The 22954-nt window shown below is 63.7% G+C and carries 20 protein-coding genes and 1 pseudogene; 17 read left to right on the forward strand and 4 right to left on the reverse strand.

From position 1 onward, the window contains the following. The first annotated feature begins 106 nt into the window (after nt 1-106). The 10 genes from FRC98_RS13910 to FRC98_RS13955 all read left to right on the forward strand — a co-directional run bounded on the left by FRC98_RS13910 (nt 107) and on the right by FRC98_RS13955 (nt 8322). Nucleotides 107-409 carry a YbaB/EbfC family nucleoid-associated protein gene (locus FRC98_RS13910; RefSeq protein ID WP_230467609.1) on the forward strand — a complete coding sequence of 101 codons (303 nt, stop codon included), beginning with the start codon at nt 107-109 and terminating at the stop codon, nt 407-409. Nucleotides 410-436: 27 nt separating this feature from the next. Beyond that, the gene (gene recR, locus FRC98_RS13915) at nt 437-1048 is read left to right on the forward strand and encodes a recombination mediator RecR (protein ID WP_146982047.1); all 612 of its coding nucleotides are present in this window, start codon (nt 437-439) and stop codon (nt 1046-1048) included. Between the two features lie 143 nt (nt 1049-1191). Next, nucleotides 1192-1683, forward strand: a complete 492-nt coding sequence (locus FRC98_RS13920) for a roadblock/LC7 domain-containing protein (RefSeq protein WP_146973838.1) — start codon at nt 1192-1194, stop codon at nt 1681-1683. 305 nt (nt 1684-1988) lie between these two features. After that, nucleotides 1989-2585 (forward strand): GTP-binding protein, encoded by a 597-nt coding sequence (locus tag FRC98_RS13925; protein WP_111731164.1) that lies wholly within the window; start codon nt 1989-1991, stop codon nt 2583-2585. A 179-nt stretch (nt 2586-2764) separates the two neighbouring features. Next, complete coding sequence (locus tag FRC98_RS13930; RefSeq protein ID WP_146982048.1) at nt 2765-3235, forward strand: hypothetical protein; 471 nt, start codon at nt 2765-2767, stop codon at nt 3233-3235. Nucleotides 3236-3326: 91 nt separating this feature from the next. Beyond that, on the forward strand, nt 3327-4952 hold the full coding sequence (locus FRC98_RS13935; RefSeq protein ID WP_146982049.1) for a MutS-related protein: 1626 nt from the start codon (nt 3327-3329) through the stop codon (nt 4950-4952). Between the two features lie 462 nt (nt 4953-5414). After that, nucleotides 5415-5600: a carbon storage regulator CsrA gene (gene csrA, locus FRC98_RS13940; RefSeq protein ID WP_115606598.1), complete on the forward strand. Its 186-nt coding sequence runs from the start codon at nt 5415-5417 to the stop codon at nt 5598-5600. 66 nt (nt 5601-5666) lie between these two features. After that, a complete protein-coding gene (locus tag FRC98_RS13945) occupies nt 5667-6161 on the forward strand; it encodes a DUF4912 domain-containing protein (RefSeq protein ID WP_230467610.1) in 495 nt (164 codons plus the stop codon). After that, nucleotides 6158-7783 (forward strand): glycoside hydrolase family 57 protein, encoded by a 1626-nt coding sequence (locus tag FRC98_RS13950; RefSeq protein ID WP_146982051.1) that lies wholly within the window; start codon nt 6158-6160, stop codon nt 7781-7783. Before FRC98_RS13945 ends, FRC98_RS13950 begins: the two co-directional genes overlap by 4 nt. Nucleotides 7784-7866: 83 nt before the next feature. Beyond that, the gene (locus tag FRC98_RS13955) at nt 7867-8322 is read left to right on the forward strand and encodes a DoxX family protein (RefSeq protein WP_146982052.1); all 456 of its coding nucleotides are present in this window, start codon (nt 7867-7869) and stop codon (nt 8320-8322) included. 39 nt (nt 8323-8361) lie between these two features. Here the strand turns inward: FRC98_RS13955 and FRC98_RS13960 are convergent, their stop codons facing one another. Then, nucleotides 8362-8934, reverse strand: a complete 573-nt coding sequence (locus FRC98_RS13960; RefSeq protein WP_146982053.1) for an SRPBCC family protein — start codon at nt 8932-8934, stop codon at nt 8362-8364. Nucleotides 8935-9140: 206 nt separating this feature from the next. Between FRC98_RS13960 and FRC98_RS13965 the strand changes: the two genes are divergently transcribed. Beyond that, nucleotides 9141-10631, forward strand: coding sequence for a pyridoxal phosphate-dependent decarboxylase family protein (locus tag FRC98_RS13965; protein ID WP_230467611.1), 1491 nt, complete (start codon nt 9141-9143; stop codon nt 10629-10631). Nucleotides 10632-10730: 99 nt separating this feature from the next. On the opposite strand, the gene FRC98_RS13970 is transcribed toward FRC98_RS13965, so the two are convergent. From FRC98_RS13970 to FRC98_RS13980, 3 genes are all read right to left on the reverse strand, one after another. Further along, entirely contained in the window at nt 10731-11822 is a 1092-nt protein-coding gene (locus FRC98_RS13970) for a hypothetical protein (protein WP_146982054.1), read from the reverse strand. After that, nucleotides 11806-13830 (reverse strand): prolipoprotein diacylglyceryl transferase, encoded by a 2025-nt coding sequence (locus tag FRC98_RS13975; protein WP_146982055.1) that lies wholly within the window; start codon nt 13828-13830, stop codon nt 11806-11808. The genes FRC98_RS13970 and FRC98_RS13975 overlap by 17 nt, the downstream gene beginning before the upstream one ends. Nucleotides 13831-13987: 157 nt before the next feature. Beyond that, on the reverse strand, nt 13988-15241 hold the full coding sequence (locus FRC98_RS13980) for a TraB family protein (protein ID WP_230467612.1): 1254 nt from the start codon (nt 15239-15241) through the stop codon (nt 13988-13990). A 76-nt stretch (nt 15242-15317) separates the two neighbouring features. Between FRC98_RS13980 and FRC98_RS13985 the strand changes: the two genes are divergently transcribed. From FRC98_RS13985 to FRC98_RS22290, 6 genes and pseudogenes are all read left to right on the forward strand, one after another. Beyond that, complete coding sequence (locus FRC98_RS13985; RefSeq protein WP_146982057.1) at nt 15318-17135, forward strand: amidohydrolase family protein; 1818 nt, start codon at nt 15318-15320, stop codon at nt 17133-17135. Then, the gene (locus tag FRC98_RS13990; protein ID WP_146982058.1) at nt 17128-17892 is read left to right on the forward strand and encodes an alpha/beta fold hydrolase; all 765 of its coding nucleotides are present in this window, start codon (nt 17128-17130) and stop codon (nt 17890-17892) included. The genes FRC98_RS13985 and FRC98_RS13990 overlap by 8 nt, the downstream gene beginning before the upstream one ends. 1291 nt (nt 17893-19183) lie before the next feature. Continuing rightward, nucleotides 19184-19819 carry a class I SAM-dependent methyltransferase gene (locus FRC98_RS13995; protein ID WP_146982059.1) on the forward strand — a complete coding sequence of 212 codons (636 nt, stop codon included), beginning with the start codon at nt 19184-19186 and terminating at the stop codon, nt 19817-19819. 379 nt (nt 19820-20198) lie between these two features. Continuing rightward, nucleotides 20199-20927 carry an AgmX/PglI C-terminal domain-containing protein gene (locus FRC98_RS14000; protein ID WP_230467613.1) on the forward strand — a complete coding sequence of 243 codons (729 nt, stop codon included), beginning with the start codon at nt 20199-20201 and terminating at the stop codon, nt 20925-20927. 627 nt (nt 20928-21554) lie between these two features. Further along, a complete protein-coding gene (locus FRC98_RS14005) occupies nt 21555-22403 on the forward strand; it encodes a hypothetical protein (protein WP_146982061.1) in 849 nt (282 codons plus the stop codon). 372 nt (nt 22404-22775) lie between these two features. Then, a pseudogene (locus tag FRC98_RS22290) lies at nt 22776-22954 on the forward strand (IS701 family transposase); the annotation flags it as partial.

The following is a 22954-nucleotide window of genomic DNA, read 5'->3' on the forward strand; positions in this document are numbered from 1 at the left end:
GGGTGTGTGCGTATAACTCACCCCTCGTGTCGCCCGGCGGCGGCGCGAACCACACTCAATTCAATGACGTTGCGCCCACCCAGGAGCACTCGCGATGAAAGGCGGCATGAATAGCCTGGTCCGCCAGGCCCAGAAGATGCAATCGCGCATCACCAAGGTTCAGGAAGAGATCGGCAACAAGACCATTGAGGCCTCCACCGGCGGCGGCATGGTCACGGCCGTGGTGAACGGCAAGCAGGAACTTCTGCAGATCAAGATCAACCCCGACGTCGTCGATCCTTCCGACGTTGAGGTGCTCGAAGAGATGGTGCTCGGCGCCGTCAACCAGGCCATGGAGATGGCCGGTGAGATGATGAACTCCGAGATCGAGAAGATCACCGGTGGCCTCAACATCCCGGGCCTCTTCTAAGCCCCCCTTCTGACCCGGGCCCACCCGATGAAGCCCCGCGATCCCATCACTCGCCTGGTCAACGCGTTTCGCAAGTTGCCGGGTATTGGCGAGCGTACCGCCACGCGCCTGGCCTTCTTCGTGCTCAATGAGAGCGAGGAGATGGCCCGGGAGCTGGCCGAGGCGCTGGTGGAGGTCAAGGAGCGGGTGGGCCTGTGTCAGGTCTGCTGCAACCTGACCGAGGCCGAGGTCTGCGAGATCTGCCGCGACACCCGTCGCGACACCACCACGATCTGTGTGGTGGAGCGCACCCAAGATCTGCGGGCGATCGAGCGCACCGGTGATTTTCGCGGGCTCTACCACGTGTTGCACGGGCTTATCAGCCCGCTCGACGGGGTGGGGCCCGATGATATTCGTCTGCGCGAGCTGCTCACCCGCCTGCAGACCCCGCCCGAAGGCATGGGGGAGCCGCAGGAGGTGATCGTGGCCTGCAGCCCCTCGGTCGACGGGGAGGCCACCGCGCTTTATTTGCAGCGCTTGCTCAAGCCGCTGGGGCTCAAGGTCAGCCGCATCGCCAGCGGTGTTCCGATTGGTGGAGAGCTCGAATATACCGACCGGGTGACGCTCTCACGCGCCCTCTCGCAGAGGCGGGAAATGTAGCGTGCGTGCGGGTTTTCGCCCGTTCTCCAGGCCCCAACCCCGGCGTTGCGTGGGGTGGGTCACTGTGCTAGCTTGACCCGTGAAAGTCAGTTTGACGCCGACTCGACCCTCCTTTTAAGGGGAGGCAACCGAGGAGTACCTCCATGCTCAGTTCCCAGATGGTGATTTACGAAGAGGAGCACCAGAAGCTCACAGAGATCTGTGAGCGTCTTGTGCGCGATGCCCTCGCGAAAGCCATCTTTATCGTGGACAAAGACGGGCAGCTGGTCACCGCCACTGGCGAGACCACTGGTATCGACACCACCGGTCTTGCCTCGCTGGTCGCCGGCTCCACTGCGGCAACCGGCAGCCTGGCGCTGATGCTCGGTGAGGAGGAGTTCCCGGTTCACTTCCACGAAGGAAAAAGCAAGCATCTGCATGTCTCGGTGATCGGTGACACGCTGATTCTTGTGGTCATCTTCGACGAGCGCTCAAGCCTTGGTCTTGTGCGCCTGCGGGTCAAGCGCGCCTACGCGGAGATGGCCGACATCATCGCGGCGGTCGCCGAGAAGGCCAAAGACGGCAACAAAGATATGGATATCTTCGGCGAGATCACCGACGACGATATCGACAGCCTCTTCAATGATGCCTTCTAGTGAGGCTTCCACGCTTGAGGCGACGTGTTTCAAATGACGTTTTGATGTGGTTTTGGGGAGCTTTCGCAGGTGTGTGCCGGGCAGGTCTGGCGAGCACCGGCGCAGGCTCGACGCCAGGCTGAGAGGTCGGGCGGCGATGTTCAAAATTTAATTCGACACGATTTCGCCTCGTGGTATAACGCTTCGCGGCATTCCAGCGAGTTTATTCGACGATGTCGATTTCGAGACTTCGAACCAGCTAACGCAACGTGCCCCGGCCCCAGGGTACGTTCGCCTTGGCCACGCGCGGTGACGAGAAGGTCCCTATGTCGTTCATCAATTACGCCCAGCGGGAAATCATCCTCAAGATCGTTTACTACGGGCCGGGGCTCTGTGGTAAAACGACGAACATTAAGTTCATCTACTCGGGGACTAACCCGGACGCGCGCGGTAAGCTGGTGAGTCTGGAGACCAAGCAAGAGCGCACGCTCTTCTTCGACTTCCTGCCCCTGAGTCTCCCGGCCATCCGCGGCTTTAAAACTCGCCTGCACCTCTACTCGGTGCCCGGTCAGCTCTTTTACAGCGCCAGCCGTAAGCTGATCATGAAAGGTGCCGACGGTGTTGTCTTCGTCGCCGACAGCCAGCGGGCTCGTAAAGAGGCCAACATCATCTCGATGGAGGATCTCAAAGAGAACCTGGTGGCCTACGGCTACGACATCGACAAGATCCCCTTTGTGATCCAGTACAACAAGCGCGACCTGCCCACGGCGATGCCGCTCGAAGAGCTGCGCGCCGACCTCAACCCGGAGGGCAAGTACCCCGACTTTGAGGCCAGCGCGATCGCGCCCAACGGCCCCGGCGTCTTCGAGACCCTTAAGGCGGTGGTCAAGCAGATCCTGGTCGAGCTGAAGAAGACCAAATAAGGCGAGCCTCTCGGCGCCAGAGTTTGACGGTTTGAGAAAGCGGCATCCCACTACGGGGTGCCGCTTTTTTTTGGTCGCGGGGCGCTGATATTTGGCAGGTTGTCGAGGAATGGTGGTCGTAAAGGTGTTGTTTTTCAATACGTTACGAAGAACAACGGCGATGCGCACGGAGGTATGCGATGGGTTTGCTCTCAGAGCTGACGTACACCCATATGGAGGTCTTCTCGACGATGGAGGCGATCGGTCGCTCGATCGCAGCGGCGCGGCGTGCGCGAGAAGATGAGGGCGAGGTCAACGCGATCCTGCGTGAGATCGTGCCGCGGGCGTTGCTTTTGCGCCAGCGTTTGCAGGCGACCTTCGATCGGGAGCGCGAGCATCTCTACCCGCGAGTGCGGCGCATCTTCGGCTCGGAGGTCGAAGAGATCGAGGGGCTCAAGCGCTACGCCGAGCAGATCCTGGATCAGCTCGATCATTTTATGGAGGAGCTCCCCGCCGCCACACGCGGGCGCTACCACCCGGTGCGCCTGGCGTACCTGGCGCTGCTCTTTGATGAGCTCGCCGAGCTCTATGAGGCGCGCACCGAGATCGAGCGCGGGTTCTACGAGACCTACTCCACGATTGTGTTTCCGGGCGGGGCGACCACCGATTGAGGGGGCGCCTCACCTGGGGGGAGCTTGCCGGCTTTGCCAAAGAGAGATGGCTCGCGCATAGTCGCAGCCGTCTTCGAGAAGAGGCCGGCCGATGAATGAGTGGAAAAATCAGCAGGGAGTTGGGGCGGAGCGCGGCGCGCCGGCAGACTTTGCCGACGCGACGACGTTGAAAGTTGTGGGCGCGCGCGATCTGCTCGCGCGCCTGCGTCCTTTGAGTGAGGCGGGGCGCGCGCGTGCGGCACAGGTGCACATCTTCCGCAACGCGGAGGCTCAGCGTTGGGACGCAGAGGTGGAGCGCCTGCGCACGCTCGATCTCTGGCGCCAGGATCATCCCGACGTTCAACGCCCGATCGCCGATGCCCTTGGCGAACTGCCCGCCCTGGAGCGACCGCTGCGCCGGCTGCAACTTGCGGAAGTGCTGCGCGACGCGGAGCTCTTTGAGGTCAAACGCTTCCTTTTTTATGCCCTGGCGATCTTTGAGGCGGCCGCCGGCGCCGATGGCCTGCCGCGCCCCGGCGATCCAGGCTTTGAGGTGCTGCGCGAGACGATGGCCTCAATGCACCCGGAGGCACAACCCAGCGCGCGTTTTCATCTGAGCGACCAGCTCGATGCGGCGCTGGCCCGGGCACGAAAGGCGCATCGCCGCACGGGGCGCGAACTTCGTAAGGTTCGCGACGCTGCCGAGGCCGAGATCTGCGAGCGCCTGGGTGGACGTTTCGATGTGCGGGGCCGCTACCGACCCGAGGCCGGTATAACCCCCGACGATCATCGCCTGGCCTACCGGGCCGGGGCCTGGCAGCTGGTCGATGAGGCGGTGGTGGAGGCCGAGGCGGTTGTGGCCCGCGCCGGCGAGGAGGTGGAGACCTGCGAGCAGCAGGTGCGCGGGCGTTTGAGCGAACTTCTCACCCGGGTGCTCCCGCAGCTTGAGGGGGCGCTGGAGGCGCTGGTGCGTTTTGATGAGGGGCTTGCGCGGGTGCGACTTCGCGAGGCGATCGGCGGATGCTGGCCGCGGCGTGACGAGCAGGCCGGGTTGGAGGTTGTGCAGGGGCGCGATCCTCGTCAGGTCGATCGCATTGGCGATGAGGTTCAGGCCATCGACGTGGCGCTCGACTCGCCGGTGACGGTGGTGCTCGGCCCGAATATGGGCGGAAAGTCCGCGCTCTTAAAGCTCGTGGGCCTGTGCCAGTTCTGCGCGCAGGCGGCGCTGCCGGTGCCCGCCGGCGGTTGCACCTTTGGCTTGATGGAGGGGCTGATCTACGTGGGCAGTGAGGAGGGGGGCGTCGCCGAGGAGGAGGGGCTCTCCTCGTTCGGGCGCGAGGTGCGACGGCTTGTGGCGCATTGGGAGGGAGCCGCGCCCCGGCTGTGGCTACTCGATGAGCCGGGGCGCGGCACCCACCCGGCCGAGGGCGCGCGCTTTGCGCGGTCGGTGATTGAGGCCCGGCAGCAGGCCGGCGATCGCGTGGTCGCCGCTACGCATTTTCCCGAGATCGCCGCGGCCGACGACGTCGCGCGGTTGCGCATTGCCGGATTGCAGGTCAGCGATGAGGCGCTGCGCGCGGCGCTCGCCAGCGGAGATCGCCAGGATGTGGCGGGCCTCACCGCCGCGCTGCGCGCGCTGATGGACTACCGCCCTCAACCCAGTCGCGCCACCGATGTGCCCCGCGACGCCTGGCGGGTGGCCCGGGCCCTGGGTCTTGATCTGGGCGATGAGGGCTGAGATCGCCCCGGCGCGCCCGAAAAACTTCCCCATGACCCGAAATCGGGTGAGGATGAGCGCTCTCAGCATCGCCAGCGGGCGAGGTGTGGGCGTGGTTTGATGTCGAAGAGCGGTCAAGAGGTGTTTTCTTAAAGTTTCTCTTTAAGTTTTTTGACCCGGCCCCCAACCTGTTGTCTTATGGGTTCACGATGTAGGTGCAGGTAGTCATGCAAGGAAGCGATCGACACCAGCATCGGGAGGTTCCCCTCCAGGGCGTCTCGGGCATGTTTTAAGTGCTTGAAAACGTTATGTCCTGAGAGCCCTCTGGCAGGATCTGCGATCTTTTGCTGGCCGAAGGCCATCATGGTGCGCAGACTAAACGCCCTGTCAGGGCCAGCTCGGGTGAAGGGAGCGTCGATCGAAGTGTGGGCGCATAGTGCGTCGGACATCACCCAATCATCACTCGTGGAAAGGAGTGGGCCCATGTTGACCCTAACCAGGAAGGTCGGGGAGTCGATTCGAATCGGGGAAGAGATCGAGATCGTCGTCAAAGAGATTCGCCGCAATCAGGTTCGCATCGGCATTGTCGCGCCGCGCGACGTTCCGATTTATCGCGAAGAGGTGTACGAGGCGATTCAGGAGGAGCAGGGCGACGACGAGGAGCCATAGAAAGCGGGCGACATACGCATCGGGAGCGCGATGGGAAGCGAGCAGCAGCCGTACGCAGGGTATGGGATGTCTCAACGGGGAGAGACGCAGCTGGTGCTGCTATGGCGCGACCCGGAGGTGGGCTATGTGTACTGGGAGCTCGCCGGGGAGGTGCGTCCACGCGAAGCGTGGGCGCGCCTGATGCGTTTGAGGTCCGACAGGGAGTGGGAGGAGCTGGAGCGCTGGCGGATCGATGAGGCGCTCTCAGGGCGATTTGTGCGTGTGGATCAGGGGAGAGCGAGCTACCGGGCGGAGCTGGGGGTTGTGGGGTCGGACGGCAGCTTTGAGGTGCGGGTGAGCTCGGAGGTGAGCGAAGCTCCGGGGCGCAGCCCCGGTGAGGCAGCGCCACGTTTTGTGCGCGTGATGCTCAGCGAAAAGCGGGGCTTAAGCTGGGAGCCCACCGAACATACACACCCGTCGCTGGGGCGTTTTCTTCCTGGCGAGGGGGAGCGGCCGAGCTCGGCGGCGTTTGCAAAAGCTCAAAAAGACAGCGGGGTCAGGAGCTCCGAGGGGGACGCATGAAGACGTATTTGAGCGTGGTGCTGCACGCGCACCTGCCTTTTATTCGCCATCCGGAGCACGCCTACCACCTCGAAGAGATGTGGTTTTATGAGGCGATGCACGAGACCTACCTCCCGCTGCTGCAGGCCCTCGACCGGCTGGAGGCCGACGGGGTTGAGGGGAAGGTGACGCTGAGTTTGAGCGCGCCGCTGATCGCGATGATGGCCGACGGGCTTCTGCGCGAGCGTTTTGTGGCGCAGCTCGAGCGGATGCGGGATCTGGCGCGCGCGGAGCGCGCGCATGGCGAGCGGCCGCAGGGCGCGCGGGAACTCTCCGACTATTACGAGGCGCGTTTTGAGGGGTTGCGCACGTATTACCTCGATGAGCTCGGGGGCGATGTGCTCGCGCGCTTTAAACACCACGCTCAGGGCCATCGTCTGGAGCTGATGACCTGTGTGGGGACCCACCCGATCTTGCCTTTTCTGGAGAGCGACGCCGGCAGGCGCGCGCAGATCCGCGCGGGGATCGCCGAGTTTGAGCAGCATCTGGGCTTTCGGCCGCGCGGCATCTGGATCGCGGAGTGCGCCTTTGCGCCGGGCATCGATCGGCTGCTGGCCGAGGAGGGCATCGCCTTCGCGTGTCTGGAGGATGTGGGCATCCTCACCGCAGATGCGCCGCCCGTTTACGGCACCTACTCGCCACTGGTCTCTCCGGCGGGCGTGGCGTTTTTCGGGCGAGATCAGCTGGCGAGTGCGCAGGTCTGGAGCGCGAGTGAGGGGTATCCGGGGGATTATGATTACCGGGAGTTTTATCGGGACCTGGGCTACGACCTGCCGATGGAGGTGGTCGCGCCCTACATTCACCCCGACGGGATTCGGCATCATACCGGACTGAAATACCATCGCATCACCGGCGATGTGGACCTGGGCGATAAGGACTTCTACCGCCCGGAGGTCGCCGCTCGTCGCGCCCGGGAGCACGCCTCGCATTTTGTGCACGCGCGTCGCGACCAGGGACGCGATCTTTTTGAGAAGTTGGGGCAGCGCCCCGCGCACCTGACCTGCTCCTACGATGCGGAGCTCTTCGGGCACTGGTGGTTTGAGGGGCCGCTCTTTCTGGAGGCGGTGCTGCGCGAGGCCACCCATCATGAGGAGCTTCAGCTGGTCTCTCCGCTGGATTATCTGGCCGAAGAGCCGGTGCAGCAGCAGGCCACGCCCGGGATCTCGACCTGGGGCGAGGAGTCTTATTTTGGGGTGTGGCTCGATCCGTCGAACGCCTGGATTTACCGGCATCTTCGCAACGCCGAGGCGCGGATGTTGGAGCTTGTGGAAGACGTGGAGCGAGGCGGCCCTGGCGAGGATCCCAACCTCGGGCGCGCGCTGCGCCTGATGGGGCAGCAGCTGCTCTTAGCCCAGGCCAGCGACTGGGCGTTTATCATGAAGACGGGCACCACCGTGGAGTACGCCCATCGCCGTCAGGCCGGGCACCTGGAGCATGTGGAAGCACTCGCGGAGATGATCGCTTCCAGGGCCGTCGACATCGAACTTCTCGACGCGCTGGAAGCGCGCTACCCGATCTTCGGAACCCTTGATGCGGCGTGGTGGCGCGATGAGGCAAAGGTCGCTTTAAGCGTCGGCTCCTGAGGTCGCCACCCCGGCGCTCCGGCCGGTGTTTAGATTTGGCCTCGTACCCTCGACGCCAGGCTGCACCGAAGATCGGAGGCCGTATGAGCGACCTGCGCAAAGGAAGTTTCTTGATGGGCCGGGTGATCGCCGGATTTTTCTACCTGATCATGGGCCTCAACCACTTCGGGGCCTGGGAGACGCTGAGCACCTACGCCGCCGATAAAGGCGTGCTCTTTCCCTCCCTGGCAGTGGGGCTGAGCGGCGTGTTGCTGGTGATGGGAGGCGTGAGCCTGGCGCTGGGGCTGCGCCCGCTGCTCGGGGTGATCTGCATCGTGCTGGCGCTCTTGCCGATCACGCTGGTGATGCACAACTTCTGGGCGATCGATGAGGCGGCGGCCCGGCAGGTGGAGTTGACCTCGTTTTTGAAAAACGGGGGGCTGATGGGCTCGGCGCTGATCTTTTTAGCGCTGCGCGAGCCCTGGCCGATGAGTCTGGACGAGTGGATCGACACCTGGCGCTTTCGCCAGCGCCTTCGCCACGCGCGCGAGCATGGCTGAGGCCCCCGAGAGGCCGGGCAGTGATGGTGTAAGCCGTGATTATTTCGCGACGGCTTCGCGCACCGCCTCGATCACGCCGGGCATCGAGGATTCCTGGGCGCGGCGGCGCATCCAGCCGGGCACCGAGCCTTCGGGAGCGGCGTAGACCGAGTAGACAGCCAGGGTGCGGTCATTGTGGCCGTTGAAAGATTTGAGGCTCCAGTAGCCTTCGTTGAAGCGGTAGTTGCCCTCGATCATCGTCCACTGGCGGCGCCACTCCACCGGACCCTCGGTGTGGGTGGCAGTAGTGGTGGAGCGAAGATCGCTCAGCGGGAAGGGCAGCCCCACGACCGTCTCGCAGATCACCGTGTCGCCGTCGCGTGAGACCATGCGCGACTCTTTGATGCGCGGCATGGTGCGGCTGTAGTTGCCGCAGTCGCTGACGATCTTCCAGACATCGGCTGGCGAGGCATCGATCACGCCGGTGACGATCATCCTCGGGATGTCACTGCCGCTGACGTCCTGCGTCTCCACCAGGATCTCGCCGGCGGCTAACTTCTCGTCGTTGGCGGAGGCCAGGGAGGCCGCCAGGGTAAGGGTGAGAAGAAGAGCTGTGCCGAGAGCGTGTCGCATCGTTGAAGATCCTCAAGAGTGAGTGGCGCGTCGCAATGTCTAACCCCGCGTGGGGAAAGGACGCGCTTGCCTAAGCGTGTGAAAGCCCCCAGAGTATAGGGCCTGCCAGCGCGTGAGAAAAGCATCGGCCAGAAGTCCGCGTCCTATCGAGACGAGGCCGATGCGCCATCATTCAAAGTTGTTCAGCCAGGACCCGGAGTTTCGACGTGAGTGAGAGCCTGACCATCCCCGAGAAGGGGCTCGATAAGAAGATGTTGCTTGAGCAGATGCGCGAGCTTCGCGACGCCGACGGCAACTGGCGCGAGGGGCGCACCTGGAGCCTGGTGTATTACGCCGATGAGGAGCATTACGACTTTCTCAAAGAGGCGCATAACACCTTCTTTAGCGAGAACGGGCTTAACCCGATGGTGTTTAAGAGCCTGCGGCGCATGGAGTCGGAGGTGGTGCGGATGTCGGCCGAGATGCTCCACGGCGATAAGGACGTGGTGGGTACGATGACCTCGGGGGGCACCGAGTCGATCCTGATGGCGGTGAAGGCGGCGCGGGAGCGTTTTCGCAAAAAGCGCTTCATCTTCAACGGGCAGCCGGAGCTTGTGGCGCCGGAGTCGATCCACGTGGCCTTTGGCAAAGCGGCGCATTATTTCGGGCTAAAAGTCCGTTACGTGCCGCTCGGCGACGATTTTCGGGTGGATGTTGACGCGCTCAAGCGGGCGGTTAACCGTAACACGGCGCTGATCGCGGCCTCGGCGCCGCAGTACGCCCACGGGGTGATCGACCCGATTGAGGAGATCGGGGCGTTCGCGCAAAAAGAGGACATCCCCTTTCATGTCGACGCGTGTTTTGGTGGCTTCTTTTTGCCCTGGATGGAGAAGCTCGGCTACGACCTGCCGCCCTTTGATTTTCGGGTGCCCGGGGTGACCTCGATCTCGGCCGATGTGCATAAGTACGGGTACGCGGCCAAGGGGGCGTCGGTGGTGCTCTATCGGGATATGAGCTACCTGAAGCATCAGTTCTACATCTCCACCGACTGGCCCGGGGGCATCTACCCCTCACCTTCTGCCGCGGGGACGCGTCCCGGGGGGCCTATTGCGGCGGCCTGGGCGGCGATGAAGGCGATGGGCGAGGAGGGTTATCTGAAGTTGACGCGCAAGACGATGGAGGCGGTGGAGGCCTTGCAGTCGGGAGTGCGGCGCATTGATGGCCTCAAGGTGCTCGGCAGCACCGATGGGCCGGTGGTCTGTGTGGCTTCCAATAGCCCGGAGGTCGACATTTACGCGGTGGTCGACCAGCTCAACGCGAAGGGCTGGAACCTCGACCGGCAGCAAAACCCCAACAGTTTTCACCTCTCGGTGACCGCGAATCATCTGCAGGCGGTGCCGGCCTTTCTGGACGATCTTCAGCAGGCGGTGGATCATGTGCGTGCGCACCCGGAGCTTAAGAGCGAGGGGCAGGCGGCGATGTACGGCATGATCGCCAAGATCCCCTTCCGCGGGGCGGTCAAATTCAGCGTGCAGAAGATCATGGAGGGCATGTACGGCCCCGATGGCAAGGTGCCCGATCTGGGTGGGGAGGCCAGCGAGGATGATGATCTGATCATGCAGCTGATGGATAAGTACGGCGATAAGGCGATGGGGATTCTGGAGAAGTTCGAGAGCTCCAAAGAGGTGATCAAAGACGCGTTGCCGTGGAAGAAGTGAGGTTTTTAGATCAAGGATGTGCGGTGTAAGTCTTTGATATGAAAAGAAAAAGGGACGCGCGATGCGCGTCCCTTTTTTGTTGCTCGGGCTTCAAAAAAATTATTCTTCGGCCGGGACTTCCTCGCAGAAGTCGAGGTCGGGGAAGCCGGCGGGGGGCTCGCAGACGGCGGTGACCGCGCCGCAGATGTCGGTGCACATGTCGGGGGTGCCTTCGGGGACGAGGTCTTCGGGCACGATGCCGCCGGCCAGGGCGGCCTGTCCGGCGGGGATGTCGACGTTGGCGGTGGGGAAGACGACCTGAGAGTCGCCGAAGGTCAGGGTGCCGTCGAAGAAGTCGTTGCCGTCTTCGTCTTTGATGATGTCGGCGTAGAGCACGACGTCTTTGAGCTCGACGGTGGCCACGCCGAGCACGGGCACCGAGACGTCAAAGCTCTCGGTGGTGAGAAAGCGGGTGCCGTCGTTTTCGACGATCTGGCCGCGGGCGAAGAGGGCCCAGCTCTCTTCATCGTCGGCGATGGTGATGACCTCGGGGTCGAGGCTGGTTTTCTCCGCGCGGCTCTCATCCACCTTGCCCTTGGCGCCGGCCAGGGCGAAGCGGCCATCGGATTGGACGCGCAGGTCGCTCACGAGCGTGAGCACGGCGTTGAGGCCGCTGACGCTGAGGCTGCCACCGAGGATGTAGATGCCGTCCTGGAACTCGATGTTGGCGTTGGGGTCGCCGCCGGAGACGCCGAACTGGATGTTGTAGAGGTACCCCGTGCCGGTATCGAAGCCCTCGGGGTCGCTCAAACCTTCGACGATCTCCAGGATGAGCGAGGAGCCGGGGCGAGCGAATTCGGGGGCGATGGTGATGTGTGCGGCGGTGGCGTCGTCGTTAAAGGCGATGCTCATGGCTTCGCACTCGCCATCTGACGCCATGCAGGTCGGGGCCAGGGGCTCGACGTCGGCGGAGGCGGGCACGCGACGCAGGCCGCGGTCGCGTGGCCAAAGGCGCACGCCGACGGTCTCCGGGTCGACGGCTTTGGTGAACTCGAAGACCAGGGGTTCATCGGCGACGGCCACGCGGCTGTCGCCCAGGTTGAGCTGCGCCTCGGGCGGGGCGATGTACTCCTGGCAGCCCGCGCCCAAAAGCGACGTAAGCGCGATCGCAGCGCCAGCGAAGAACGAGATTTTTTTAGAAAAGAAGCTCAAAACGGTTCTCCACGAGGAAGGATCGGACGGCGTCGCCATTTTCGTCGTGCAGCGCTTCGCCCGGGAAGAGCACGGCGCCTTCGACGGTCCAGAAGAAGTTATCGCGCAGACGGTAGCCTAATTGAAGGTCGACTTCGGTTCCATAGAAGCGCCCGGGGGTGCCGCCGTGGAAGTTCAGCGCGCTGTTTTCGATGGGACCGCCGACGTCGTTGAGTGCGGTCTGCACCGCGTCGACCACGCCATCGGGCGTGGCCGACCAGGCGGCCAGCACGCCGGCGCGGGCATAGAGGTTATGCTCGGCGGTCTTGAGCATATCGACGTAGATCTGCGGGAAGATCGCGATGGCGTTGGAGAAGCGGCCATCGCTCTGGATCTCGGTGAGCGGGAAGCTGTCGACGTCGGCGTCGGCGAGGTTTTCGAGACCGACGCCGACGGAGCGGGCGGACTCGAAGGCCAGGACGTGTTCGAAGAGGAGCAGGCCGACGTTCATGTCGCGCGCGAAGCTAAAGGAGGTGATCGGGTCGCCGGCGCGGGGGTTGGCGTCGCCGCTGGCGTAGTTGCCTTCCAGGGTCAGGGTGACCGGGCCCAGGTGCACGTCGACGACGCCCTGGGCGCCGTAGCCGCGCATCTGCTGGGTCTGCACCTCGGCGTTGGTCAGGGCGGCGAAGCCTTCGCTGATCTCGGTGGTTTCGCCGCGAAGGTGCGAGAACTGCAGGCGAAGATCGACGTTGTTGACGCCGGTCTGGAAAGCCAGGGGGAAGCCGTAGATGCGGCTGTTGAAGCGGTCGTTGCGCAGGTGCACGAAGGTGGCCGAGGCCTGAAAGCCCTGCCAGTCGAGCCCGAACCAGTCGGCCTCATCGACGAGCCACTGAAGGTTGAGGCCCATCTGACGAAGATCGTCGTCGGTGCGGGCGATGTTGTCGTGCTTCATGAAGTCGTAAAACATCCCCATGATCACGCCGCGGTCGAGCGAGGTGTCGGGGGTGTGGTCGGCGCCGTAGCGCAGGGTGTTGACGATCTCGTTGAGCTTGGTGCCGAAGAGGATGCGGTCGACGCCGTCGGAGTACTGGCTGACCCCCCAGCGGTTGTGGCGGCCGCCGTCGTGGGCGTTGACCGTGGCGCCGTAGTTCAGGGGCTGGCGGCCCACGCGCAGCAGACCGATGGGCAGCATGGCGTCGGCGTAGAGGTAGTTGACCTCCAGGAGCGGGGCGCTGGTGAGGACCGGGCCGTAGCTCTCGCGATCGAAGGGATCGCCGCCGGGCAGAAGGCCAATCTGCCAGCGGGTGAGGTTGGGGCGTTTGGTGGCCAGGGAGACCCCGGAGTTGGATGAGGGGTTTCCTAAGAAGCGGCCGTTGTCGCCAAAAAGTACGCCGTCGAGGGCGTCGAGCTGCACGGTGACCGAGCCCACCCCTTCGAGGCCGGTGGAGGCGTCGAGGCGAAAGCGCTGCTCGGTCCAGCCGATGTCGCGCACGGTGGTGCCGTTGAGCTCGATGGGCGTGATCTGCAGGGAGCGCACGCGGTATTCGCTCTTGGCCTGGTAGGTGACGCGGCTCTTTTCGAGGTCTTCTTCGGCGTCGATCACGCCGGGAGCGTCGATGCCGTCGGGGGGCAGGGTGGCGGGCTCGGGGACGGTGGTGGTGAGCTGGCCGGGCTCGTCGCGGCTCTCGAAGTCATACACTCTGGGCGCGTCGTCGGCGGGCGCTTCGGTGGGGGAGGCACCGGTGTCATCGCCTGTATTTTCGGCGTCTTCGTCGGGGTCGGCTTCGGGCGCAGGCTCGGCGCGCTCGTCCTCGTCGGGGGTGTTCTCGTCGGCGCCTGGTTCGTCAGAGTCCGCGTCTTCTGGCTGGTCGTCGTCTTCCGTTTCCGCGTCATCGGAGGCCGAGGCCTCGGGTGCGGGTGCGTCGGTGGGATCGGGCGCCGGCGCGTCCTGAGCAAAGGCCGGGGCGCTGGCCAGGAGCGCAGCGATGATCAGCGCGGGGAGGAGGCAAGGGCGGGAGGATGAGAACACAGAGGACTCCAGCGAAAATGTTTTCACTTCAATCAGGTGCGCCAGCCTACTCGTTAGAAAGAGGGCATCGCAAGCGCCGAGGGGCAACATAGATTGACGCAGCGCGCCATTCGTAGCGCGCGTGTCGTGAGTGATGCGGGGGAGGTTAACCAAAAGGTCAACTTCCGAAAAGGTCGGGGAACATCATGAGCGCGGCCACGGTGCCGATGGTGCTGCCGAGGTTGGCCAGGATGAAGACCAGCGCGATCTTGGCCAGGCGGTTTTGCCACCAGCCTTTGAGGCGCGCGATGTCGTCGCCGACCTGCTCAAGCTCTTTGATGCTGGGCGGGGCGACGAGAAGTTGCACAAGTCCGCCGACCATGCCGGCGCCGACGGCCGGGTTGAGCGAGACGATGGGGGCGCTCAGCGCGCTGGCGAGGATCGTGAGCGGGTGGGCAAGCGCCGCGCCGGTGGCCAGAGCGGTACAGATGGCGTTGACGACAAACCAGGTCAGGAGCGCCTGGCGCATCGTGGAGGGGTCGCCCAGGGCAAAACCCAGGATGAAGGTGGCGATGATCGCCGCGCTGAGCGCCCAGGGGAAGATGCGCGAGAAGAGGGATTTGGCCGGCACAGTGTCGGCGCAGGCGTGGGGATCGGGGGCGCTTTGAAGGAGGTCGGCGACCCGGTCGGCGTGCACGGTGCTGAGCACGGCGACGACCTCCGGGGCGTCGATGGCCTCGATGCGGCAGGCGATGTGGGCGTTGCGCTCGTCGACAAAGGCGGCTTTGGCCGCGGGCAGCGAGAGCTCCAGGCGTTTTAAGCGGCGCGCCACGCGGTCGCGGTGCTCGGAGGCGGGGCGAGCTTTGGTGCGGCGGAAGGAGCCGAAGGTCAGGGTAAGGGTGAGCATCAGGCGCATCCACACCGGGGATCGCCGCCAGGCGCGCAGCCCCGTGATGGTCATGTCGCGGTCGACCAGGTGGGGCTGTGCGCCGCTGCTGCGGGCCTCCTCGATGGCCACGCGGAACTCGTCGCCGGGCTCGGTGCCGTCAAAGGATCCAAAGCGTTTCTGGAAGATGCGCAGCGCCAGGTAGGCGTTGAGCAGCGTGCCTTTTTTAGCTTTGAGGACGTCGATGAGGTTGAGCGCCTGCCAGCTCTCCTGGTCGCCGATCCACTCCAGGCGCTGGGCGTCGATCTCCACGGCGAGCGCCTGTGGGCGAAGATCCTGCAGCGTGGCGCGGAGCGCGTTGAGCGAGGCTTCGTCGACGCGGGGAAGATCGAGGATCACAAAGCGGCGATCGCCCCGGCGCACCACCTGGCGATGAACCCCGGGGGGCGGCACTGCCAGCGCCTGACTCTCATCGGGATCATAAGACGCCGGCGTTGCGCTGGCCTGCGCCTCGGCGCCTGGCGCGCCGGGGGGGGCCGTTGTCAACGCCGCGGGCGCTGGTGTAGCGTCGCCGACGTTATCCGCCGCGCTGGACGCTGATCTGGGGAGCTCTGAGGACACGATGAAACCGTTAGCATTTGCCGATATCCATTGCCACCCAACCTTCTACGCCTTTAATCGGCTTCGCAACACCCCCGAGGAGCAAGACCCCTCGGTGTTTCATCCCTGGATCGAGCTTGAGAGCCATCTGGAGCATCAGCTGGCCGGGGCGCGGGCGTCGGATTATGTGCAGACGAACTTTTCGCGGATGATCGCAGGCGATGTGCGCCTGATCTTTGCGAGTTTTACGCCGATTGAGCGCGGCTTTTTCATCGGCAGCGACTCCGGCGATGAGCGCCCCTTCAAGGAGGAGCTCGCCGCGTGGTTGCGCCTGAAGCGGCCCGCCGAGGTGCTTTCGAAGCTGGCGGCGGGTGATGTCTCCGGGGCGGCGCAGAAAGCGCTGGGGATTCTGCGCAACAACGGCCCGCTGCGCCAGATCGTGCAGCGGGTGGTGATGGGCTACGGCGCCGATCGCGTCGCTCACCTTTCCAGCTCAGCCTACGATTACTGGGAGGAGCTGCTGCTCGAATACGACTTTTTGAAACGCGGCGATCGGGAGCGCCATAAGGTGGAGTTTGCCACCGGGGAGGGGCCGCGGGTGGTGGAGGGATCGTATCGGGTGGCCACCGGCGTCGATGATGTGCAGGCGGTGATGGAGCGCAACGAGGATGACCTGGCGGTGGTGCTCACCATTGAGGGCGGGCACGTCTTCTCGGTGGGCACGGACCTTAAGCCGGTGGATTTGAGCGTGATGCTTGAGCGCATTGAGGCGCTCAAAAACTGGGAGCATCCGGTGCTCTTTCTGACGCTTGCGCACCACTTCGACAACGGGCTCTGCGGCCACGCCCACAGCCTGGTCGATGCTGCCGACTGGATCATGGATCAGGAGACTCGCCTCAACCAGGGCTTTGATCCGGAGCGGGGGATGCCGGTGGTGCGCGCGCTGCTGGACCTGGATGAAGATCTCAAGGATCGGGGCGGAAAGCGCATTCACCTGGACGTGCGCCATATGAGCGCGCGCAGCCGTAAGGCGTATTATGCGCAGGTGGTCGAGCCCTATAACGCCTGGCGCGAGAAGCAGCCGGCAGCCTATCGGGCGCGCTACCCGAAGATCCCGGTGGTGATGAGCCACTCGGGCTACGCCGGGGTGCCGACCCTGGCGCAGATGATCGCTGAGGAGGAACGCGAGCACGATCGCTGGCATCGCGGGCCTTTTTACGCCTGGAGCATCAACTTAAGCGACGAAGACATGCGCGCGATCTTCGAGAGTGAGGGGCTGGCCGGCATCAACCTGGACCGGCGCATTCTGGGCATGAAGCCCGGCGATAAGCTCGACGCGGAGGTGGTGCCCGAGGTGGTGCTGCGCCAGATCTTTGCGCTGGTCGATGTGATCCTGCTCGACGATCGCTACAGCGAGGAGGAGAAGCTCAAGGTGTGGGATCGGGTGTGCCTGGGGACGGATTTTGACGGGTTTATTCACCCCATCGAGAGCTGTCCCACCGCGGCCGACCTGCCGCAGCTCGGCGAGTCGTTGCGGGTGCTGCTGGAGGCCCATAAGCATACCCGGGGGATTGCGGAGATCGGGGTGGAGACGATCCTCGAAAAATTTGCCTGGAAGAACGCGTATGACTTTACGCTGACGCATCTTCCGGCTGCAGCCGGAGTGGGGCCGGTGGTGAAGGCGGCCAGCGGCAAGAAGGCGACGTCGTCGAAGTCGACAAAGTCATCGAAGTCGACGAAGGGCGCGTCGGCGAAGTCGACGAAGAAAGATACATCTTCGAAAAAGGCGAAGACGGGTAAGGCGAAGCGCGCGAAGAGTGAGGAAAAGAGCGATGCGTAAGGAAGGCGAACGTCCGACGAACTGGCTGATTCTGCGCGGGCTGGCTCGCGAGCAGCGCCACTGGGGGCCTTTTGTCGATATCTTCGAGGCGAAGGTGCCCGGCTCGCGAGTACACACCCTGGATTTGCCGGGGGTGGGCACCGAGTGTGAGCGGGAGAGCCCGACGACGGTGGCGGGCATCGTGGGCGATTTGCGCCGGCGTCTTTTGCCCCTGCGCGAGCAGCACGAGGGGGCCTGGGGCCTTCTGGGCGTCTCGTTGGGCGGCATGGTCACCATGAAGTGGGGGGAATTGCACCCCGAGGATTTTGCTCGCCTCGTCATCATCAACTCCAGCGCCGGCAACCTCAACGGCCCGCTGCGACGCCTCAACGCCCGAATTCTGCCCGATATGGTGCGGGCGATGGTTGACCCGGACCCGGTGGAGCGGGAGCGCCGCATCCTCAACTTCACCTCCGCGCTGATTGAGGACCGCGAGATCGTGGCCCGGCAGGCCGCCCGCTTCGCCGAAGATGCCCCGATCCGCCGCCGCAATGTGCTCAAGCAGCTTGTAGCCGCGGCCACGTTTAAGGCCCCGCAAGCGCTCGGCGTGCCGGCGCTGGTGCTGGGCGCCGGGGGCGATGCGATGGTCGATCCGCGCTGCGCATGGACGCTGGCCCGGCACCTGGGCGCGCAGCTGCACGTGCATCCGACCGCCGGCCATGAGCTGCCGCTCGATGATCCGGAGTGGGTGGCGAAGCAGGTGGAAAGTTGGTGCTGACCGCCCCAGGGCGACGCTGGGGGCGTCGTCAGGTTGGGAGGGGGGCGGAAAAGCGTGTGGTTGGGTGGTTGGGTGGTTGTGGGGCCTGGGGGGTGTGCGGGGTGGGGAGGTTCGTGTGGGCGTTTTCGAAAGATTCGGGGGGTAGGGCTGATTTAGAAGCCGATTGAGTTTTGGGAGGGGGGCGGAAAAGCGTGTGGTTGGGTGGTTGGGTGGTTGGGTGGTTGGGTGGTTGTGGGGCCTGGGGGGTGTGCGGGGTGGGGAGGTTCGTGTGGGCGTTTTCGAAAGATTCAGGGAGGTAGGCTGATTTAGAAGCCGATTGAGTTTTGGGAGTGCGTACGAGTTACGAGTATCAGTACGAGCAGGCGCACGAGCTACGAGTAGCAGTACGAGCTCTCTCCGAAAACTGTCCGAAAACTGTCCGAGAGACGCACGAAGGCCAGTGTTTTTGGGGTGAACGCTGTGTTGGTGTGGCGGGCAGTGTGTGTGTTGATGGGGGTTGAGTGCCGCCGGGAGGTGTTGGTGGCAGCGTCGGGGAATCGCGGAGGAAAAGGGGGGGGGGAAAGTGGTCCGGAAAACTGTCCGGAAAACTGTCCGGAAAACTGTCCGAGAGACGCACGAAGGCCAGTGTTTGTGCGCTTCGACGGTACTCTTTTAAATTGAAACAGGCGTGTCGGTGGGGTCGTGGCGAGTGTTTTGGATTGAAGGAGAGGCGTCGGAGCGAATGACGGGGCTCTTGCCGGTTGAAGGAGGGGCGGCGAAGTGAAAGTCGCGGTCTTTGCAAAGTAAAACAGCGGTGTCGGAGCAAACGACGTATCGTGCCTGGATTCAAACTGTTGGAGCGAAGCGGCCGACGCCTCTTGTTTAGGTTGAACGAGAGACGATGCAGTGAACGACGGAGGTATTTTAGTCGGGGGAAGGTGTGTCGTTCGGCTCCGAGGAGGTGTTTTAGTCGGCGGAAGGCGTGACGGTCGGCTCCGAGGAGGTGTTTTAGTCGGCGGAAGGCGTGACGGTCGGCCTGGGGGCCGGGTTTGGGCAGGGGAGAGGGGTGTCGAGGCCGAGGATGAGCGTTGTTTGCTCGAGGCTTTTGAGGGCATCGGGCGAGCAGGGCGGGGCGTGGACGGACCGGGAGGCGCACGGGCCTTCTTAAGCGGACCTGAAATGCGGACTCGTGAAATGCGGACTCGCCGAACGTCCGAGAGACGCACAAGGTCCAGTTTTTATGCGGTTTTTAGCAAGTTTTGGGGAGTTTGTTGATGTATGGATGAGCGGGATGAAATGAGGAGGGAACACGATGAGTAGCGCAGAGTCGGAGCGCTTCTGGGATCGGAGAGCGCGCAAGTATGCGAAGGGCACGATCGGGGATGTGGAGGGGTATGAGCGTACGTTGGAGCGCACGCGCGAGCATCTTCGTCCCGGGGGGAGCGTGCTGGAGCTGGGGTGTGGGAGCGGCTCGACCGCGCTTTTGCTGGCTGAGCACGCCGGGCGTTATCTGGCGACGGATATCTCCGCCGAGATGATCGCGATTGCTAACGAGAAGCTTGCGGAGACGCCGGTGTCGGGCCTGGCGTTTCAGAAGGCTACCGCTGAATCGCTCGCTGGCGAGGAGGCGCGCTTTGATGTGGTGCTGGGGTTTAATTACCTGCATCTGGCCGGCGATCTGGGGGAGACCCTGGCGCATGTTCGAGAGTTGCTGGTGCCGGGGGGACTTTTTATCTCCAAGACCCCCTGCGTGCTCGATATGAACCCGCTGGTGCGCCTGGCGGTGCGGGTGATGCAGGCCCTGGGGAAGGCGCCGGGGGTAAGTCGCGTCTCGGAGCGGGGGTTGAAGCAGGCGATGGGGGAGGCGGGGTTTGAGGTGGTCGTGTGTGAGAGGCACGCGTCGAAGGGCAGAGATGATCGTCCGTTTATTGTGGCGAAGAGGGTGTGAGGGGTGTGGCGAGAAAATGGGGAAATTTGGTCGATCTGGGGGGGGGCGGCAATCCACAGTGTGCGCGTCGAGAATGTGTCCAGAATATGTCCGAGAGACGCACGAGCGCTTTGCTTTATGCGGGTGAACGCGATTTTGCAGCGAGGCGCGTGGGCGATTGAGCGATGGTCGGTCGGCAGGGGCGCGGACAATCGGTTAGCGCACCCGGGTGACCGACGCACCCAAATGCCCGGGAGACGCACAAGCGCCCGGGAGACGCACAAGCGCCCGATTGCAGGCGAGGATCGCGGGTTCGTGGCGGAGCGTTGGGTATGTTAGTGTACGCTTATTTGTCGTGAAACATGGCTGAAAGCAGTGTGTGAGAAGCATGGGGTCTGGCATGGCAGCATGGAAAAAGCAGTTGATGGGGACGGTGGTCTGGGCGTTGGTCTTGGGCGGGGCGGTGGGTTTTTTTCTGGCGAGAAGTGATCAGCGGGCCGCTCCGGACGACCGGGAGCAGGGCTTTGAGGCTTTTCAGGGGCCTGATGAAGCGGCGCCGTCGGCAGAAAGCGCGGCGAGTGAGGGCGGCGAGGAGGGGGCGCGCGGAGGAGTGGCGGAGGTCGAAGGTGAGCGGGAGGCTGCAGCCGCGGACCGGGTGGCAAAGGGACCTGCCGAGGCGAACGCGATGCGCACCGGTGAGGCGGCTCGCGAAGAGGAGGGAGAGGCTGAGGATGGCGCAGGCGCCGGCCTCATCCCGGCGCTTGAAGGGAGCGCGGCGCCCACCCGCGAGAAGCCTGAGCCGGAGCGCAAGGCCGGGACCCTCTCCCGAGAGGCGCTCCAGGAGAGCATTGAGACTCTGAGGCCGATTGCGCGCCAGTGCTACCTGGATGCGCTCAAGGATTTTCCCGACGTCGATGGGCGCGTGATGCTCGAGTTTGAAGTCATCAGCGAGAATGGGGAGGGGCGAGTGTCGATGACAGAGATTGGGGACGACTCGACGCTCTACGAGAGCTCGCTTCACACGTGCTTGCAGCATCATCTCAGCGAGGTGGTGTTTGATTCGCCGGGGGAGGATGCCGCCTTGAAGGTGACGTATCCCTTCAATTTTGCGCAGGGTGAGGGGTTGTGAGCATCGGGTAAAGGGGGGGGCAGGTGACTCTGCGTCCGTCTGAAGGACTCATGAGAATGAGTGAGATTTGCGTGATCTCCGACGACTCAAAAACGACCGAGAGACGCACGAAGTCCAGTTATGGTGCCGTCGAACGCTGATTGAGGTCTCGCCGAAGTCTCGCGGGATTGCCGCCCATTTTCGAGTGCGACTCCGGGGGCGGGGCTTCCTTGCGGGTGTGCGACGTGGTGTCGATCGAGTCAGCCTCGTTGCATCCTGGCACGCCACTCTCGGTCGATCGTGGGATGAAAGGTCCCCCCTTGCGCGAGCTGATATCCCGGGAGGTCTCCTGCCCCGATGAAAAAAATAGTTCGAAAATTACGACCGGTGAAACACGACCGAGAGACGCACGAAGTGCAGTTTATGTGCGCGTGATCGCCATTCTGTGCCCCCGCGCTAACGCGCGGATTTCCCCCTTCGCTCACACCTTTGTTCTCCCCCTTACGCAAACTCCTGCGCCGGCGCTCGATAACATCATCAGGTAGACGTCTTCACTCTCACCTGGAGCCCATCATGACCCCTCCCCGGCGTCAGATCGCAGATCAAGTCGTCATGCTTACTCGCCGCTGTTTGGACCGACATTTCTTTATGCGCCCCGATAAGCGCATTAACGCGATTGTGGCGTACCGCTTCGCGCGCGACTCGGAGAGCAACGATATCGAGATGCACGCCGCGATGGTGATGTCGAACCATCTGCACCTGATCGTCACCGATAAAAAGGGGCGGCGCAGCGACTTTATGCGTGACGCGATGGGCAACATCGCCCGGGCGCGCAACCGGGATCTGGGCCGCAAAGACTACTTCTGGGATGGGCGCCAGTACTGTGAGACGCTGCTTCTCGATCGAGACGCTGAGGAGCGAAAGCTGCTCTACGTCTGGCTAAATCCGGTGCTTGCGGGGCTTGTGGGGCGGGCTGAGGAGTGGCCTGGCTTTAAGATTTTGCCGCGCGACTGGGGTACGACCATCCGGGTGCCTCGTCCCGATATGTTTTTTAGCGATCGCTTGCCGGAGTTCGTCGAGTTTACTCCCCAGCCTCCGCCGGGCTACGAGGATAAGCCGCTGGAGGAGGTGATTGCCTACTTCGAGAAGCTGCTCAAGGACGCAGAAGATGAGCTCGCGGAGGAGCGACGGCGTCAGGGAAGACGTCTGGTGGGCGTTAAACGCGTGCTGGCTACCAGCCCCACAAGTCGCCCCCGGACGCGGGAAGAGCGGGGAGGCATCAGACCTCGATTTGCCTCGAAGAACCCGGAGGTGATGCGTGCGGCGATTGCCCTGGAGCGCGAGTTCCGCAGCGAGTATGCCCGTCAGCGAGAGCGCTGGTTGAAGGGCAAAAAGGGGGTCGTCTTTCCCTGCGGTACGCTCTGGTTGAGGCGAAACGCGCCAATCACGTGCTGTGAGCCTGACGGCTGCGAGGCCGGGCTTGCGGCGAATATGTAGCGACGCGCCGTTTTGACGGCGCCTGGCGCGTCGTCGACAGGGTAGGGACGCGTTGCGTGCCGTGGTCGACAGGGTAGGGACGCGTTCACTCACGTTTTCAATATGGTGGTGTCATTCCGGGGGATCGTTCAGGCTGCGTCTGTGGCGGCCGGGGCCGGGCTCTGCGTGGCGCCCGGGACGGCGCAGATGTAGGCTTGGCTCTGCGCGGGCGAATGGTGTTCGGGCGCCGTCGCCGTCTTCGCGATGCGGTAATTTTCGGCGTTCGGGGGCATTCGGCGCGGGAGGATGGGGGAGTTGCAGCCTTTTAGTACTGCTTGATTGATTCTTCCGATTTTGATTGCGGCCCTGGTCGAAGCCTGATCTAACGCGCTTATGGACATTTCAAACTTCACATCCTCGTGCGCAGATCTCGAATCCTTCTGCGATTTCGTCTTCAGCGACTGTTCGGGCAAGCCGCTCAGGGCCAACCTCGGAGCGTGCGTTGAGGCGCGGCTGTCGACGGCCAAACGAAAGACCCATCAGCCGGCGGGGATTCAACTGGCCGCGACGCC

It is taken from the genome of Lujinxingia vulgaris (assembly GCF_007997015.1).
Taxonomy (GTDB): domain Bacteria; phylum Myxococcota_A; class Bradymonadia; order Bradymonadales; family Bradymonadaceae; genus Lujinxingia; species Lujinxingia vulgaris.